The following is a 17,028-nucleotide window of genomic DNA, read 5'->3' on the forward strand; positions in this document are numbered from 1 at the left end:
GCTCCAGGCGTGCTCGTCTGGAGCGGCGACGAAAAAGTGCCGCAGCTAAAAAGCCAGAAAAAGACGGGAGCACCATGAACGCGTCCACGCGCCACGCTTTACGACAACTCGAACAGAACCGTCACGCCCACGACGAACGGCACGAGTGCGGCATGCAGTCCGCGCGGAAGCGCTGGTCGATGCCGACGCCTGCGCGGGCTTACCGGGTATGGCAGCGCGCTGTCTCTGCGCTGGTTGCCATGACGCTGTTCGCCGGACCGCTGTCGATCACGTTCGAGCAAAGCCGCGACGCGGCCGGCGTGCTCGCGGCCGGCAGCAAGCGTCTTGACGATGAAGCGTGGCAGCAGATCCAGGATCTCGCGCGGTTGCGCGTGCGTTTCATGATGCAGACGGCGCAGGCCGCGCCGATCGTCGACCCGACCGCGCCGATCTCGTTTCAACCGAAGATCACGCAGACCACCGGCGCGGGCGGCGGCGTCCCTGTCGTGAACATCACCGCGCCGAACGCGGCGGGGATCTCGCTCAACCAGTACCAGAGCTTCAACATCGATCCGGTCGGGCTGATCCTGAACAACAGCCTGATGGCCGGCACGTCGCTCACGGGCGGCGACCTGCAGGCGAATCCGAATCTCGCCGGCCGCACGGCAAGCGTGATCGTCAACCAGGTCACGTCGACGGGCGCCGCGTTTGCGAGCCTGCTCAACGGTCCGCTCGAGGTGTTCGGCGCACCGGCCACGGTCATCATCGCGAATCCGAACGGCATCACGACGAACGGCACCGGCTTCACGAACACGATCGGCGTCACGTTGTCGACGGGTACCCCGCAGTTTCTCAGCGACCTCAAGGGCACCGTCACCGACTTCAGCAACGCGCAGGCGATCGGCTATAGCGTGACCGGCGGCCACATCCAGATCGAAGGCAACGCGGGCGTGAATCGGCCCGGCGCGGGCATCGAGGGCACGGTCGGCACGATCGATCTGATCGGCGAAACTATCGGCATCAACGCGCCGCTGTATGCAGGGCAGCGGATCAACGCGATTGCCGGGCGCCAGTTCGTGCTGCCCACGGCGGTGACGGGCAGCGGCACCACGTACGCCACCTCGTCGAACGGCGCGGACAACACGGCGAGCGCGATCAACAACGCGAACGGCCACGCCAACAACGGCCTCGCGATCGACGCCACCGCGTTCGGCGCGATGACCGCCGGCCAGATCCAGGTGATCGGCACGGCGGCCGGCATGGGCGTGCGCACCGATGCGCAGATGGCGGCGAACACCGGCGATCTGCTGCTGTCGTCGAATGGCGATCTGACCGTGAACGGCTCGGCCGCGCAACAGCAGGCGACGCTGCAGGCGAGCGGCAATCTGTCAATGACCGGCGCCCATGTCGGGATCAGCGGCTACTCGATCAATGCGAACGGCGACGTGACGTCGAGCGGCACCATACAGACCTCGGGCAAGCTCGCGGTGACCGCGGGCGGCAACGTCAACGTGGCGAACGCGCAATCGAACGGCGACACGGCGGTCACAGGCGGTGCGAACGTCACGCTCGGCGACGTGCAGACGGGCGGCGCACTCTCGGTCAGCGCGCAAGGCAATGACGGTGCGGGCGACATCAACCTGAACGGCACCTCGGTCGTGAGCGGCGCGACGAACCTCCTGGCCGCGCGCGACATCAATGTGAACGGGCAGACCAGTGGCAGCACGCTGCAGGCGACCGCGCAACGCAATGTCAACGTAAACGCAGCGCTACAGACGTCGGGCGATCTTGCGTTGAGTGCGACCCAAGGCAGCGTGAACGCCGGCGCCACGGTGAAGAGTGGCAGCAACCTCGCGCTGGGTTCCGGCCAGAACACGAACGTGACCGGGCAGGCCACCGCGCAGAATGCAGTGACAGTAACAGCGGGCCAGGACCTGACGGTGAGCGGATCGCTGGCGAGCGGCACGACGCTCGCGGCGAACGTTGCACGTGACGTTTCCGTGGCGGGCTCGCTGCTCGTCGGCACCAACGCGCAGGTGAATGCGGGGCGCAATGTGGATGTGCCCGGCGTCGTCATCGTGCAGCAGGACGGCGCGTTCAGCGCGCAGAACAACCTCACGGGCAGCGGCTCGGTTGCATTCGGGCAGAACGGCACGCTGACCACGGGTCAGAACGTGGCGTTCACCGGCAAGCTGCTCGCCAACGGTCTGCAGGTGACGGCGGGCAACAACGCGAGCGTCGCCGACGTGCAGGCGGGCGGCACGTTCAACATCGCGGCGAACGGGTTCACCAGCAACCCGGCAGGCGGCGGTGACGTGAGCTTCAACGGCAACGCCGCAGCGGTTGGCGCGACGAACGTGCAGGCCGCGCGCGATGTATTCGTGAACGGCACGCTGGCGGGCGGTTCACAGCTCGCGGTGACGGCGCAACGCAACGTCACCGTGGTTTCGGGCGGCACCGTGCAGGCTGTGGGCGATCTCGCGGTCGCGGCGGTGAGCGGCAGCGTGAATTCGAGCGGTACGCTCAATGGCGCGGCGAACCTGTCGGTTATCGGCGCACAGGACGTCGCGCTGACCGGCGCAACGGGCGTGGCCGGCGATACGACGCTCACGGCAGGGCACAACCTGACCATTGGCGGAACGCTTGCGGGCCAGGGCGCGGCGACGCTTAGCGCGGGCCACGATGTGATCGCGGGCGGCAGCAGTGGCTTCGTGAAGGACACGAACGTCACGGCGGCGAATGATCTGTCCGTGACGGGCACCTTGCAGGGCTTGGGCGTTTCGCTGACGGCGGGCCAGTCGGTCGCGCTGAACAACGTGCAGGCGAACAACGCGCTGCAGGTCGCGGCGAACGGCGGCACGCTCGCGGTCAACGGACTCGTCGCATCGCTTTCGACCGCTTCGCTGAATTCGGGCGGTGATACGTTGATCAACGGTGCGTTGCAGAGCGCGAACGCGCTGAGCGTCGCGAGCGGCGGCAACACGTCGATTGCGGGCAGCGTCGCCTCCAATGGCGACGTCACGCTCAGAAACGCGGCGGGTTCGTTGACGAGCACCGGCAACATCCAGTCCGGCAATAACCTGCTGATCGACGCGGCGCAGTCGGTCGATCTCGGCACGCAGGGCACCTCCGCGCTCGCCGATCTGACGGCGAGGGCCGGCCAGAACCTGACGATGAACGGTTCGGTGGTCGCGCAAGGCAACGGCACGCTGACGGCGGGCGGCACGGTTGCCGGCGCCGCGGCCAGCGCGTTCGGTCTCGCGGCGAACGTCAGCTCGGGCGGCGATACGAACCTCACGGGTTCGCTGCGCGGCGGCACGGTGCAGACCAATGCGGGCGGCTCTGCATCGCTGCATGACGTGCAGGCCGCATCGAGCCTGTCACTGGCAGCCACGCAGGATCTGAACATCACGGGCGCCGTGACGGGCGGCGCAGGCGTCACGCTCAACGCCGGGCAGAACATCGGCATCAGCGGGTCGATCCAGTCGGCTAGCGACACCGCGCTGATCGCGCAGAACGGCAGCGTGAGTTCGAGCGGCACCATCGGCAGCAATGGCGCGTTCAACGTGCAGGCGGGCTCGGACATCAACCTCGGCGGCACGACGACCGCCGCACTCGACACGACGCTGAACGCCACGCGCGACGTCAACGTGACCGGCATGCTCGCGGGCCAGGGGCAGGGCAGCGTGACGGCGGGCCGCGATATTGGCGGCGCCGGCACGATGACCTTCACGCAGGCGGCCACGCTGAACGCGGGGCGCGACGTCGCGCAAGGCGGCCTGATCCAGGGTCAATCCGTGCAGGTGACGGCGGCGGGCAACATCGGCGTGAACAACGTCGAGTCGGCAAGCACGATTGCGTTGGGTGCCAATGGCACGAACACGGCTAACGGTCCGGGCAATCTGACGGTGAACGGTTCGGCCGCGGCGGCAGGCGCCGTGACGGCAAGCGCCCGGAACGATGTGTCCGTGACCGCGACAGGCAAGATCGCCAGCGGGACGACGATTGGCATCACCGCGCAGCACGATATCAACGTTGCTGGTGCGCTCGAATCGGTCGGCGATGCGGTGCTCACCGCGCAGCAGGGCAGCCTGAACGCGACGGGCGGCATCAACAGCGGCGGCAGGCTGAACGTTACGACCGGCCTCGACCTGTCGCTCGGTGCGAGCACGAGCGCCGTTGGCGACGCGACGTTGAACGCCGGGCGCGATGCGCTGCTGAACGGCCTGCTGATCGGCGAAGCGAACGGCTTCGTGACGGCGGGGCGCGATATCAGCGGTGCGGGTACGCAGGCGTTTGCGCAGGCCGCGAGCTATGCGGCGCAACGTGACATCGCGCTGACGGGCGACGTGCAGGCGAACGTTATCGATGCGACGGGCGGCAACAATGCTTCGCTGCACGATGTCAGTTCGGCAACCACCCTGACGCTTACTGCGAATGGCAATGCCGGTGGAGGCGATGCCGGAATCACGGGCACGGCGAGCGCCCCTGGCGCGGTCACGTTAAGCGCGGCACGCGACGTATCGGTTAGCGGCTCACTGACGACGGGCGACACGCTGACGCTTGCCGCGCAGCGCAATGTGTCGGCGAGCGGCACGCTGCAAACCACGGCCGGCGATCTGACGGCGACGGCGGCCACCGGCAGCATCGCGCTGACGGGGACCACCACCACGTCTGGCGCGTTGAGCCTGACCTCCGCGCTCGATACGCAACTCGGCGGCCAGATCAACGCGGCCGGGGGCGTCACGGTGCAGGCGGGCCGCGATATCACGCTGAGCGGCGCGCTCGCCGGTCAGCTCGACGGCACGCTGACGGCTGCGCACGACATCAACGGCGCGGGAACGGCTGCGTTTGCGCAAGCCGCGACGCTGAATGCCGCGCATGACCTGGCATTAACCGGCGCATTGCAAGGCGCGAGCGTTTCGGTGACGGGCGGCAACAACGCGGGTCTGGGCAGCGTGCAGGCCGTGACTGGCAACCTTGCGGTGACGGCGAACGGCAACGCCGGCGGCGGCGACGTGACGCTCGGCGGCACGGCGACCGCACTCGGCACGCTCGCGCTGCAGGCGGCGCACGACGTCAGTGTGAGCGGCGCGGTCAACACGGGCAGCGCGACGACGATCGATGCCGCGCGCAACATCGCGCTCGCCGGTGTCAATTCGGCGGGCGACCTGACCATCGCCGCGACCAGCGGCAATGCGAGCGCGGCGAACGTCATGACGCAGGGCAATCTCGTCGCGACCGCGGGCGAAGCGCTGAGCGTTTCCGGCGCGACGACCGTTGGCGGCAGTGCGCAGCTCACGTCGGGCGGTGACATGACGCTGACGGGTGGAATCGGCGCGCAGAACGCAGGGACCCTGACGGCCGGCGGCTCGATTGGCGCGGCGTCCGTCGCGTTCGGGCAGCAGGCCACGCTGAATGCGGGCGGCAGCATCGGTGTGACCGGTGCGGTCGCGACCAATGGCGCATTGAATGCGACCGCGGGCAACGATCTGTCGATGGGGTCCGCGCAGGCAGGCGGCGCAATCGCGTTGCAGGCGCAGGGGCATAACGGCGCAGGCGACGTGAAGGTGAACGGCGCGTTCGCTTCGGGCGCAGCCGCGACGGTTACCGCCGCGCGCGATGCGACGATCGTCGGCAATGCTTCCGCTACCAGCCAGCTGACCGTGGCGGCGGGCCGCAACCTCACGGCAAACGGCACGGTCGGCGCGAACGGCGATGTCACGCTGAGCGCGACGGGTGGCAATCTCGCCGTCGGCGGGGCGATCACCAGCCAGGGCAATCTCAGGGCGAATTCCGGTGGCGCGCTCGCGCTGAACGGCGAACTCGTCAATGGCGATACGACGCTGAATGCGGGCGGTAGCGCGACGCTCACCGGAGCCTTCCTCGGCCTCGGTCTCGCGACGATCAACTCGGGCAGTTCGGTGAACGGCGGCGGCTCGCTGACGTTCGGCAAGGACATCACGATCGGTGCGGGTGGCGGTATTGCGCTCGGCGCGATTCAGGGTGCGGGGCTGTTGACGGCGACCTCGGGCGGTGACATGTCGTTCGGTGCCACGACGGCGGTCGGCAATGTGAGTGCGAAGTCGACGGGCGGCAGCGTGAGCTTCGGCGGCGCCGTGCAGTCCGGCGGCAACGTGACGGTTCAGGCCGCGCGCAATGCGACGGTGGCGGGCGCGGTGTCGTCGATGGGCACGGTGAATGTCAGCGGCGCACAGGGCAATGTGAGCGTGGCGGGTGTGTCGTCGAACGGTGATACGACGATGAGCGCCGGGCAGACGCTCACGCTGGGCGGCACGAGCACGGTGGCGGGGCAGTTCACGCTGAGCGGCGGTAATGTCATGCTGAGCGGGTCGCAGGGTGGCTCGAAGAACGTGAGCGTGAGCGCGCAAGGGACGCTCGATGCGAGCCAGGCGTCCATGGTGTCGACGCAGAACATGCAGTTCAGCGGGACCAATGTGACGTTGGGGACGGTGATTGTCGGTGGGGCGTTGACGGCAACGGCGTCGAATCAGCTGTCGCTGGTTGGGGCCGCGGTGGATGCGGTGGGCGCCGCGACGCTGACGTCGGGCAATGGCTTTTATAACGCGAGCCAGGTGCTTTCGGGCGGGACGCTTTACGTGTCGGCGCCGAATGTGACCAATGCAGCCAATGCGTCGCTGGCGTCGACCACCACGACGACGATCAACGCGACGAACTTCACCAATGCGGGGCTCGTGAACGGCGCGACCACCAATGTGACGGTGGCGGGCGGGTTGAACAACAGCGGCGGCTCGTTGATGGCGGTCAATAGCCTCGTTATCAATACCGGAACGCTGAACAACCAGAACGGGATCATCTTTGCGGGGAATCCGAATACGCCGAATGGACCGACGACCGGCGACGTTTCACTGACGATCAATGGCGGCGACGGTTCGTTCTATAACGGCGGTGGCCAGCTGCTCGCGCAGCGCAATATGGGCGTGAGCGCGGTGAACATGGCATTCGATCCGTCGCTGGGGACCATCAGCCAGGGCGGGCAGCTTTCGATTACCGCGGCGTCGATCAGTAACACCGGGACGTGGAACTACGGTGGGCAGGGTGTGACGTTGACCGGTATCTACGGCATCAACAACTACGGGACGATGACGGGGACGGCGCCGTTGACGCTTTCCACTAACGGGACGTTGACGAATTTCGGGCAGGTGACCGGTAGCGATGTGACGTTCAACGGCACGTTGAACAACGTGGTCGGGGCGGTGATGCATGCGGACGGCACGCTGGCGCTGAATGGGAATACGACGAATCGCGGGACGGTCGAGGCTAGTGGTCTGCTGTCGGTGACGGGAGGTGACTACGATAACCAGGGCGCCACGACGCAGTCGAAGGGAGACGCGAACTTCAATCTGGGTGGGACGCTGCTCAATACCGGCGGGTCGATATTTGCGGGGAATAACATCAGTATTAGTGCTGGAGCGGTGGTTAACGATCAGACGGCGCCGGGCGGACAACAGACTGTCACGTCGACGATCAGCGATCCATCGCTTTTATGGTCAGCATCGGTCGGCACGGAAGACTACACGTATCAGTACAAGTACGGCGGACAAAACGGTTACGAAGGCACCCAAAGCATGACTGTGGGTGCGACCCTTGGCGATCTGCTTTCTCCGACAGGGTCGACGACGCCCGTTTATATAGGACGGGGAATAGGGTTTTGCCAGGCGAACTGCGGCATTGCCGCGTCCCAGCCATACGGCGCTTCCGGGACCGTTACGTTTAACGAGTACCTGGGCGTCTGGTCGGTGGGGGCGGCTCCAGATCCGTCCGCGCAAGCCTCTCGCACGTTTACGTTGCCGACGGTCTATCAGACCGCCCAGACGCAGCAGGCGGGCACCTCCGGTGTCATCTCTGCTGGTAACTCGATTGTGCTGTCCGCGGGCTCATTGTCGAATCGAGGCGGGCAGATTGCCGCGCAAGGGAATATTTCACTCAACGTTCAGTCGTTAGCGAATGGTGCTGTGGCGCCTACACTCGCTTACCAATCGACCGAGGTGGTAGACCAGGGGCAATATTCTTCATTTCTCGCCCAGATTGCGGCACTGGGCATCGTGGGAGTATCGATTGCAAGCCAGTACAACAGCGACGGATGCAATTCACAGGGTTGCGGGATCGGCAGCCAACTGCCGCCAAACACTTTTCAGATTGCCACGGGATCGGCGGCGCCAACGGCAACAGGTACGCTGATTTCGTCCACCCCGACGGGGATGATAGCCGCAGGCTACAACATGGTCATTAACGGCGGCAGTCTCGTCAATGAAGGCCTGCTGTACGCGGGTAACAACGTTCAGGTCGGCGCGGCCAGCCTGACCAATCAGGGTGGCAACCAGCAGAGCTATTCGACACAGACCGGCTGTGCGGCAGGTGTGCCGAGCACGGCGTGCGGAACTGCAGGTAACGCTCGTGGCGCAAACCCGACCACGACCACGTTCGGCTACAACCAGAACGATGCAACGATCTACGCCGGCAACGATCTCGTCATCGCCGCAGGGCAGATTAACAACACGTTCGGCAACCTGCTTGCCGGGCACGACATCGTGATCGGTGGTGTCGGTACGACCGCAAGTTCGACGACGCCGGCGGGGAACCTCAACAACACCTCGGGCAACATCGTCGCGGGCAATAACATCACGCTCAACGTCTCTGGCGCGATCACGAACAATTTGCCGCCGCCTGTGCCAGTGCACGAGAACTACGGCATGAACGAGCAGTACTCGGGCTGCATGACCGCAGGCGGCTACAAGGAAAGCTACTGCGAAGGCTACGTCGATCAACAGTCGGGAAGTTCGTCTGTCATCAGCGCCGGCAACAACCTGCAGATCAACGCGGGCAGCCTGACCAACATCGGCAGCCTGATTGCGGCGGGCAACACGGCGACGATCGCGGTCGCGGGCCCGGTCGTCAATGAAGCGCAGACGCTGAACGCTTACTGGCACTCGCACTGGGTGCAACAAACCGGGGATTTCAGTGCTGACAGGCGCCACGATGTATGGGCCTGCGGGTCCGTCGCCGAGTGCACGGCTCTTTACGGCAGCGCTTACACAAGTGCAGGCGGCACGATTGATCCACCGCAGCCTGTCGGGAATATCGCTGCGACCATCCAGGCGCCGAATCTGTCGATCACCGCGGGCGGCCAGATCCAGAACGTCGGCAATGTGATTGGCACGTCAGTGACGTTGACGGGGCAGAAACTCATCAACGGTATCACGACGGCGAATACTTATACGCCTCGCGTGAATGCGCCGTCGCAGGTGATTTCGCTAAGCCCGGTAAGTCTGCCGGGACTAAACCTCTCGGTGCCGCGCGCGGTGGGCGGTGCGCTTCCGACGCCGGTCGCGGGCAAGGCGTCGTATGTCGACAATTCGCTGGGTACATCGGCGCTCAGCAATCTGGGCCCGCAGGATCTGCTCAATGCTCTGCCGACAAGCTTGCAGCCGGGTTCGACGCTGTTCTACTACAACCCGCAGGAAGAAGACCTGATGCTGCAGCAGGCGGCATTGCAGCAAACGGGCAAGGCGAGCTTCATCGACGGGCTGACGTATGACAGCACGAGGGCCATGTCGGTTACCGAGCAGGAAAAGCAGTATCTGTATCAGAACGCGCTCGACTACGCGACGGCGAACAACCTGCAACTCGGCACTGCGCTGACGCAGACGCAGATCAACGCGCTCGACAAGCCGATGCTGTGGTATGTGGAGCAGACCGTGCCGGACCCGTCTTGCGCGGCAACGGGCACGGCGACCTGCCCGACAATCACAGCGCTGATGCCGCAGGTTTATCTGCCAAGCGATACGAGTGCGATGTCCGCCGGCGGCAACATCACGGGCACGGATGTCACACTCAATTTCAATAGGGACGGCGGCAGCATCCTGAATACTGGAAGCATCACGGCTTCCAACACGCTGACCGTGAATACCGGCACGCTGACGAATCAGGCGAATCAGGTCAACGTCGGGGAAATCTGGCAGTACGTAAAGGATGCCGGTTACTCGAAGACGACTGGCACCGAGGTCCAGCCTGGCGGGTTCATGAGTGCGGCCAACATGGACCTGAATGTGCAGACGCTGAGCCAGATCGGTGGCGCGCTGCAGAAGCTCAACGCGGATGGCTCGCTCGATTCGGCCGGAACGCAGCAATTGCTGGCGACCCTTCAGCAACAACTTGGCGCGGCCTTCGTCCAGACGTCAGTCAGTGACAACCTCCATCAGGACTTTGTGAAGGAGGGCGGTTCCTTCGGGGTGACACAGATCGGTGCAATCGTCGTCGCGGTGGTTGCTGCCATCCTGATGCAACCGGAAATATCTGCGGCAATTGCGTCGATGAGCGGGGCTGCTGACGCGGCAGCGACGGCGGCTTTCGCGGCGGCCCAGGAGGGACTAACAGGTGCAGCGATCACTGCCGCGGCAAGTGCCGCGGGCGGAACGCTGGCTGTCGGAGGACTGGCCAACACGATGATCGCAGTTGGACTGAGCAGCTTCGCATCCAGTGCGTTGAGCCAGGTGATCACTACCGGCAGCATCAATATCGGGGCGGCTTTGCGTAACGGACTGATCGGCGCAGCGACGGCCGGACTGACGAACGGAATTACCTTCGACACGGGCAGTGGCTCAGTGGGATTTAACGTCAACGCATCCGTTGAAGGTGTTACGGCGCCGAGTCTCGCTAATCTGGCTGGAATCCAGAATGTAGGTAACACCCTCGTTCCGCAGGCTGGTACAGCAGCGGGGTCGCTGCCGACCGAGATTGCCGCTATTGCCTCGAGCGCCACGATACAGGCGGGTTTGCAGACGGTAATTGGCGGTGGAAGCTTCCTGGACAGCCTCAAGAACAGCCTCGTGAACGACGCCGCAGCGGCAGGCGCATTCGCGATCGGCAATGCGTTCAACGCGCAGCAGGGATTCTGGACAACAAGTAACCCGCTTTACGCGTTCGAGCACGCCGCGCTTGGATGTGCCGCAGGCGCAGCGGGTGGAACGGGCTGCGCAGGAGGGGCCATTGGCGGGGCTACGAGCGCGGTCTTTACTTCACAGATTCCTGATCCGACCGATAGCAATGGCAATCCGACATCCTGGTCCCCGCAGCAGGTGGCGGCACTGACGGCGGCTTCGATGCTGCTGGGTGGTACAGCAGCAGGTCTGCTTGGACAGAACGCCGTGGCCGGAGCGATGGCAGCTGAAAATGAGACGCTGAACAATCGTGTGCTGCATCCCCAAGAGCAACCGCTTGCACAGCAGCTTGCCGCTGCAGCGAACGCGAAGGGTATTACGAAACCGGACGGATCGCCTGTCACGGCGGCCGACGTTTCAAATCAGCTCGCGCAGATGGGCTATCGTCAGAACGGTGTCACGGAAAGTGGAGCGGCAGCGACAGTGACGGGGGCGTATCCCAACGACGGCTCGACCTGGTTGCCAGCTGGTGTTAATGCAAACACCGGACAGACGATCTGGGCGCAGGTGCCGGGGTCGGCCAATCCGACATTGCAGACGTTCATTCTGCAGAACACGAACGGCGCGGACGTGCCGCTCGCGCAGAGTTACACCGCGTCGCCATCCGGCGCACAGTCTAACCTTGCGCCACAAGGCGTTTCAATGGGATCATCTGCGGGTTCGATATGCCCGAATGGGAACTGCGGGATTGCATATCAATCAGTATCGATGCCCCCGCCCGCTGCTCTCACGGACAAGGGCTCGACTGCATTGGCACTTGCATCTCCATGGCTTCCGCCTCCGTTTGATGTTGCCGCGCTCGTTGGCTCAGCGGGACTGCAGTCACTAAACTATCTTTATAGTCCGCCGAGTCGTGCGTCGGTCTTATACGTCATGATGAGCACGATTGGCGGTGCGTTACTTCCGCAGGGACCTATGGTTCAAACTCTGTTCACGTTGGGCACGGCTGCGGCGCAACCTTACATCGCTCCGTAGCACAATCAATAGTAACGGTTCAATACGCGACACCATGGACAACAAAAAGTGGAAGGACGATTTAACGCCATTTGAGCGAACGGTTTACCGTCGGGTCTCCTATTCGGCACTGGCTGTTGTCTTCTACTGTGTGCTCATGGTGCGCAAGTCTCCAACATCGACATTTTTTTTTGTAATCGGACTATTTGCGCTAGTGATAGCGATGGTCTTTGGTGGGGGATACAGCAAAAGCGTCAGGGTGTTGGATCTGAGGCGATTCGATAGACGTTCCCGTGAACGCAACTCTCGTGGTGACTGATGTGCGCCGAAGTTAGGAGAAGGTGGCCGCGCGGCGGTTCCGCGAGGGCAACGTCGATTGCCGTCGGCGGCACCGCCGCGCGGCCGCGCTCATGCTCGAGCTCAAGCACAAACCGCGCGATCGCAAGCTGTCGGGCCGACAGCCAGCCGGTCATCTGCAGGATCAGGCACCGCGCCGCGAACAGCACGGCCTCTGCGTGCTCGATCCGGTCGGGCAGCTCGAGCCGCGCACTGAAGGCGGGAGGCATCTCGAGCCATTCATAGACTTCCGGTGCCGCGCCCGTCGCGCGATCGAGCGCATCCAGCAGCGCCGTGCCGCAGCGTTTTTTTTGAGGCCTGCGCGGGGCAGGCGCCGGACGTCGTCCACCGTTTCGCATCCCAGGCCGTCGAACCATTCGGCGTAGGGCGCGCCGGCGGCAGGGCAGGTAACGGCACGCGACTCAGTGCGCGGTCGACGGATCGCAGCGAGAGCGCAATGCCACCCGAGGACTGGGCGAAGAGCCACGCGGCCTCCCCTGTTGGTGCAACAGCAAGCGTTGCCGTTACGCCGAACGCGATCACCGTTTCGCGCGCGAGTCGACGCAGCGGGCGAATACCGCCAAAGAGCCGCAGGCTCGCCGAGACGTCGGCAAGTACGACGGCTTCTTCAGCCAGCACCACATGGGGGGTGAAATGCAGCAGGGCGAACGCCACGCCACGAACCAGCTCCGCTTCACGGGTAAGATCGCGTTCCCGGATGACCGCGTCGGGCGCGAGCGTCAGCACGCCACCGCGGCGATGCCGGCCACGATCCCGGCGGAATGCGCCGCGCGGTCGAGCGCGACAACGCGGTCCTTCTCCAGCACGACAAACCCGGCCTCATGACGTGGCATCGACCAGCGCGGAAGAAACGACTCGAGGGCGAGGTGCGGCAGATGTACGCCGATCCAGAGTTGCATATCGGCTCAACAGGGCCGGTGAAGGCGTGAGGGGAACGAAAACGGGTTCGTCGCGCTGCGGTCCGCGGCGCTTGACGAAGGTCACTTCAATCCCGCCCCTGGCCGCGCGCAATGCGAGCCGCAGCGGCGCCGGCGACGTCGCCTGGGCGGCCGCGAGCGGGCGAAACAGGAACAGGAAGGTGTCCGAGGCCTGCGCAGCCAGATGCAGCCGCCGGAGCTGTCAAACGAACTAAAGTTCGTACGAATTTGCTACTAAATTCCTGTTTGCACAGGAACCCATGCCCCTATCTCTAAATCCTGCTTTGAATACGAACCCCCGGGAGAAGCCCCGCTCAGATCCGGAACGTCGAATGTGGCACCACCGTCATGCGTCGCACCGATGAGCCAGTCTCCAGAGGGCGGTTTCACCCACCGGTAGAATGTGGGCGGGGGTTCGAAAGTCGGGATTTGTGGAGAAACCCAAGTAAGCTCGTCGTCGTTTACGTGACCGACTTCTTCAAAACCATTACTGCCACCCATAAAAAAGCACCAGTCACTACCCCTCCAGTAGCCTATCCCCGTTCCATTCGATCCATCCATTCCACCGGTGTAAGTCACAAAGTAGTAACCAATAGCTCTTGTCGTCACAGTTACATTCTCCGAAAAAACTAGCTGCGAATATTTGGAGGCATTCCGCTGGTGTCAGGCTCGCATGACTAGATTTCCGCTAGTCAATTTGTGTAATTGAAGTTAAATTCAATTGTATCTCCCGCGTTATGCACGCCTGTGATAGTGACAAAATCGGTCCAGGCCGCGGCAGCAAGTTGTCGACCTGGTCCTGGTGTAATCGATAACGTATTGTCATCTAGCAGCATAAAGTATGCTCTCTCTGCAAAACTAACGCCACAAGCGATTAAGATCCCGCCCATATTATTTCCGTTAATAGGCCAAAGATCGCCCACGATTCCGAGGTATGCATTACCATCAGCTAAAATATTATGAATAGCACCGTTTTCTGGATCCGGAACTATATGGAATAATTCAGCAGGATTTCCGTTGCTTATGGGATACGATATTAATGGCGATGTTTTCGTTTGCTGGCCCACTATTTGTTGATCTATTGCGAATTGCAGCGTCTTGTCGTGACTAAGTATAGTCGCGTAGCCTTCTTTCAAAATCATTTCGTTCCTCACCTAGCTAGTGTATTGATTGAAACGGAAGAGTCTCCGATTCAACGAAACGGCTTCTTGGTGGTTTAAGCTCAAAAGGCACACTTTGGAGTTATTGCAAATGTTTATCGGTTGACCACGGCGCTTCTTCCGCAAGTAGAGGTAGTTCCACAATAATCATACGAATGATGGCGCGGCTAGTACATCGGAACAACCTGTCGATGTTGGTAGGTACCGTCGACCTGCCCCGGCCTCGCGGGATGACAGTCCTCGGCAGTCTCATCAATTCTGTCTTTCCAGTCTCCTGGATTCGACATCAGGCTCAAGAATTTCCAGCATCCATGCCTTGATCGTGCCGTATGGATGCTCGACTGCCTGTCGCCGGATGCGCATCATCTCAGGCGCATGATCAAGTCGCGCCTGCATCTCATCAAGAAGAGCTTCGTGTTCCCAGCGTGTCACGCGACGTTGGCCGTTCAGGGATCCAGGCCGGCCATTGGTCATGTGGCCGCGTTGACGGGCAACACCACTTGGTCAACGGACGACTGGCCTCAGTGATTTATTCACGGCCCTTTCCTAGGAACAGCGACCGTCCCGGCTACGTCAGGATGAGGCGTGCGAGTTCAAATTCCGCCTCGGCTCTATTTCCTGCCGCCGCCGCGTCCCACCCTCCCGAACACAACGATGCGCCCGTAGGTATTCATAGAGGGCCGCCCCTGTAAGACTGCAGCGAAACCGGCGGATCGAGCCGGGCAGGCTACATTAACAGATGACAATACGTCCCCCGGCAGACATTTCATACCTGCCAATATTGATAGGTTATTTCTAATTTGCGGTTGTTTATATAATTTACCAAATGCTTTGGCTATTTTCTCCGTCGGGAGAAATTTTTATCGAAGTTCCCGGGTAAAAAACCAAAGAAAATGAACAGCGACAGACCCGCCAACGGGAAAATTTTGGATTGCCGATCGCGCAGTTGATAAATTGCGTTTGCGATCGCGTTCCAGAAGATTCCCATCTAATGCAGCTGTTCCTCCAACAGTCCGTTTCCGGAGCATAATGATGCGTAGCGACTCTCAAATCAAGTTGGCTCGAAAAGATGCTCCCCCTGTCACCTTCGCTGCACATTGGTGGGGGTTCACTATTAGCCTAAGCGAAGCTGCCACGCAATTGCTAAACGATTTCGATAAAATTGCCGGACAAATAATTGAATCGATAGGCGACGAGCTCACTGAGGGGGTGGCAGAGCTCGTAGTCGCTTATATAAAACTTCGCACGGCCGTCATTAAATTGGAAGACAATGGAAGCGGCATTAAGCTCGTTTCTCCGTGGATTGCGCCGACCCTGTTAATTCCATTTCCAAATGACGCGCATTTCGATGACGGCCAGCTTCGATGGTCTGTTTACAGTGATGGGTCTGGTTGGTCCGATGAGGTGAAAATGAACAACGACTACACAGAAGATGGCCCATCGTTGGCAGTTCACGATGAAAAGCTCTTCTGTGTGGCTCGAGGGGCAATTGGTGATGAAACACTTTATTGGATGTATTACGACATACCGGACGTGGTCGACGGACAAACCCATGGCACCAGTGGAACTTGGACCTCATATGCGCCAATACGCCAAATCAATAATCTAAATCAAGGTGCACAATCGCAGCAATCACCCGGTTTGGCTTCTTATAACGGCCAGCTGTGGTGTGTGTACCAAGGTGCGGGCTCTAGCACTGCACCAATTTACGTGGCAACATTTAATTTCAATGATTATGATCCCAATGATCTGAATAAGTCGGGTTGGACTGTTAATGCTGCTCCGATTCCGAATGTCCAAACTAACGGGGCTCCGGCGGTCGCTGTTTATCGAGGAATTTTGGTCTGTGTGTACGTGGGCGCGGACAATGCACTTTATTCCATAGGTTACAATCCATCGTCGGGTTGGGGAGAATCCGCCCGGCTGGACGGTACGTGGGCTGGGTATGGGGAGAGCACGGCACTTTGTGTGTACAACGACCGGTTATATTGCGTATATCGCGGAGGCCACGGCAATTACTGGTACGCCATTCTCGACGACCAAAGCTGGAGGTTTGGCAATAGTTCCCAAGTCCCCGGCGGCGTGAGTTCTACGGATGGGCCGTTCATGGCGGTATTTGAAGGGAAGATGCTCGTTGCTCACCGTAGCAATGGCAATGATGAAACGATCTATGTGTGTACGTTCGACGGTTCGAATTGGACAGATGTGCCGATCTCCGGCGTTAAATCCGCTAAACGGCCTGGGATTGTCCATTATCAGCAGCCGGGGGCAACGCAAGACCAACTTCTGATGATGCATCGGGGAATCTCCACCTGATCAACTGACACACTGTGGGGCTCCGCCCGCATAGGGCGTCGGCGGCGCCGGGCGGGCAACCCGACGGCTACGCGAGGCGGCAACGCGTCATAAAGGTTCGGCTTCGCACGCGACAACGGGGCCTCTCGCTGTGAGCGGCAATCTGGAATTTCCCGTAATTCCTCTCCCACGGCCGGCCATGATGTGGGCTCAAGCCCGGGCATTTTTCGTCGCCAGCTACTCGCTGATGACGCCTGTACACCATCGCCAGCTCGCTACGAGTAGGCCGACGTGCTGCAGCCATCATGAGCCTGTTACGCTCAGCAAAGTCCAATGGGCAGCTATCTGAAGAACGTGTTCACGCGACTGCCGACCCGCAGGGCC

At 61.9% G+C, this 17,028-nt stretch carries 3 protein-coding genes and 3 pseudogenes; 2 read left to right on the forward strand and 4 right to left on the reverse strand.

The features are described 5' to 3' along the window. Nucleotides 1-74: 74 nt before the first annotated feature. Entirely contained in the window at nt 75-11,936 is an 11,862-nt protein-coding gene (locus tag ACOCG7_RS34240; RefSeq protein ID WP_421380644.1) for a filamentous hemagglutinin N-terminal domain-containing protein, read from the forward strand. Nucleotides 11,937-12,262: 326 nt separating this feature from the next. Here the strand turns inward: ACOCG7_RS34240 and ACOCG7_RS34245 are convergent. From ACOCG7_RS34245 to ACOCG7_RS34260, 4 genes and pseudogenes are all read right to left on the reverse strand, one after another. Beyond that, nucleotides 12,263-13,171 (reverse strand): annotated as a pseudogene (locus ACOCG7_RS34245) (Y-family DNA polymerase); the annotation flags it as partial. Continuing rightward, a pseudogene (locus tag ACOCG7_RS34250) lies at nt 13,092-13,388 on the reverse strand (cell division protein); the annotation flags it as partial. The pseudogenes ACOCG7_RS34245 and ACOCG7_RS34250, both read right to left, overlap by 80 nt. 493 nt (nt 13,389-13,881) lie before the next feature. Further along, nucleotides 13,882-14,331 carry a hypothetical protein gene (locus ACOCG7_RS34255; protein ID WP_310318982.1) on the reverse strand — a complete coding sequence of 150 codons (450 nt, stop codon included), beginning with the start codon at nt 14,329-14,331 and terminating at the stop codon, nt 13,882-13,884. 324 nt (nt 14,332-14,655) lie between these two features. Next, a pseudogene (locus tag ACOCG7_RS34260) lies at nt 14,656-14,790 on the reverse strand (hypothetical protein); the annotation flags it as partial. Between the two features lie 591 nt (nt 14,791-15,381). Between ACOCG7_RS34260 and ACOCG7_RS34265 the strand changes: the two are divergent. Then, entirely contained in the window at nt 15,382-16,665 is a 1,284-nt protein-coding gene (locus ACOCG7_RS34265; protein WP_421380647.1) for a hypothetical protein, read from the forward strand. Nucleotides 16,666-17,028 lie beyond the last annotated feature (363 nt).

The sequence above is a fragment of the Paraburkholderia sp. DD10 genome, from assembly GCF_049177125.1.
GTDB classification, from domain to species: domain Bacteria; phylum Pseudomonadota; class Gammaproteobacteria; order Burkholderiales; family Burkholderiaceae; genus Paraburkholderia; species Paraburkholderia terricola.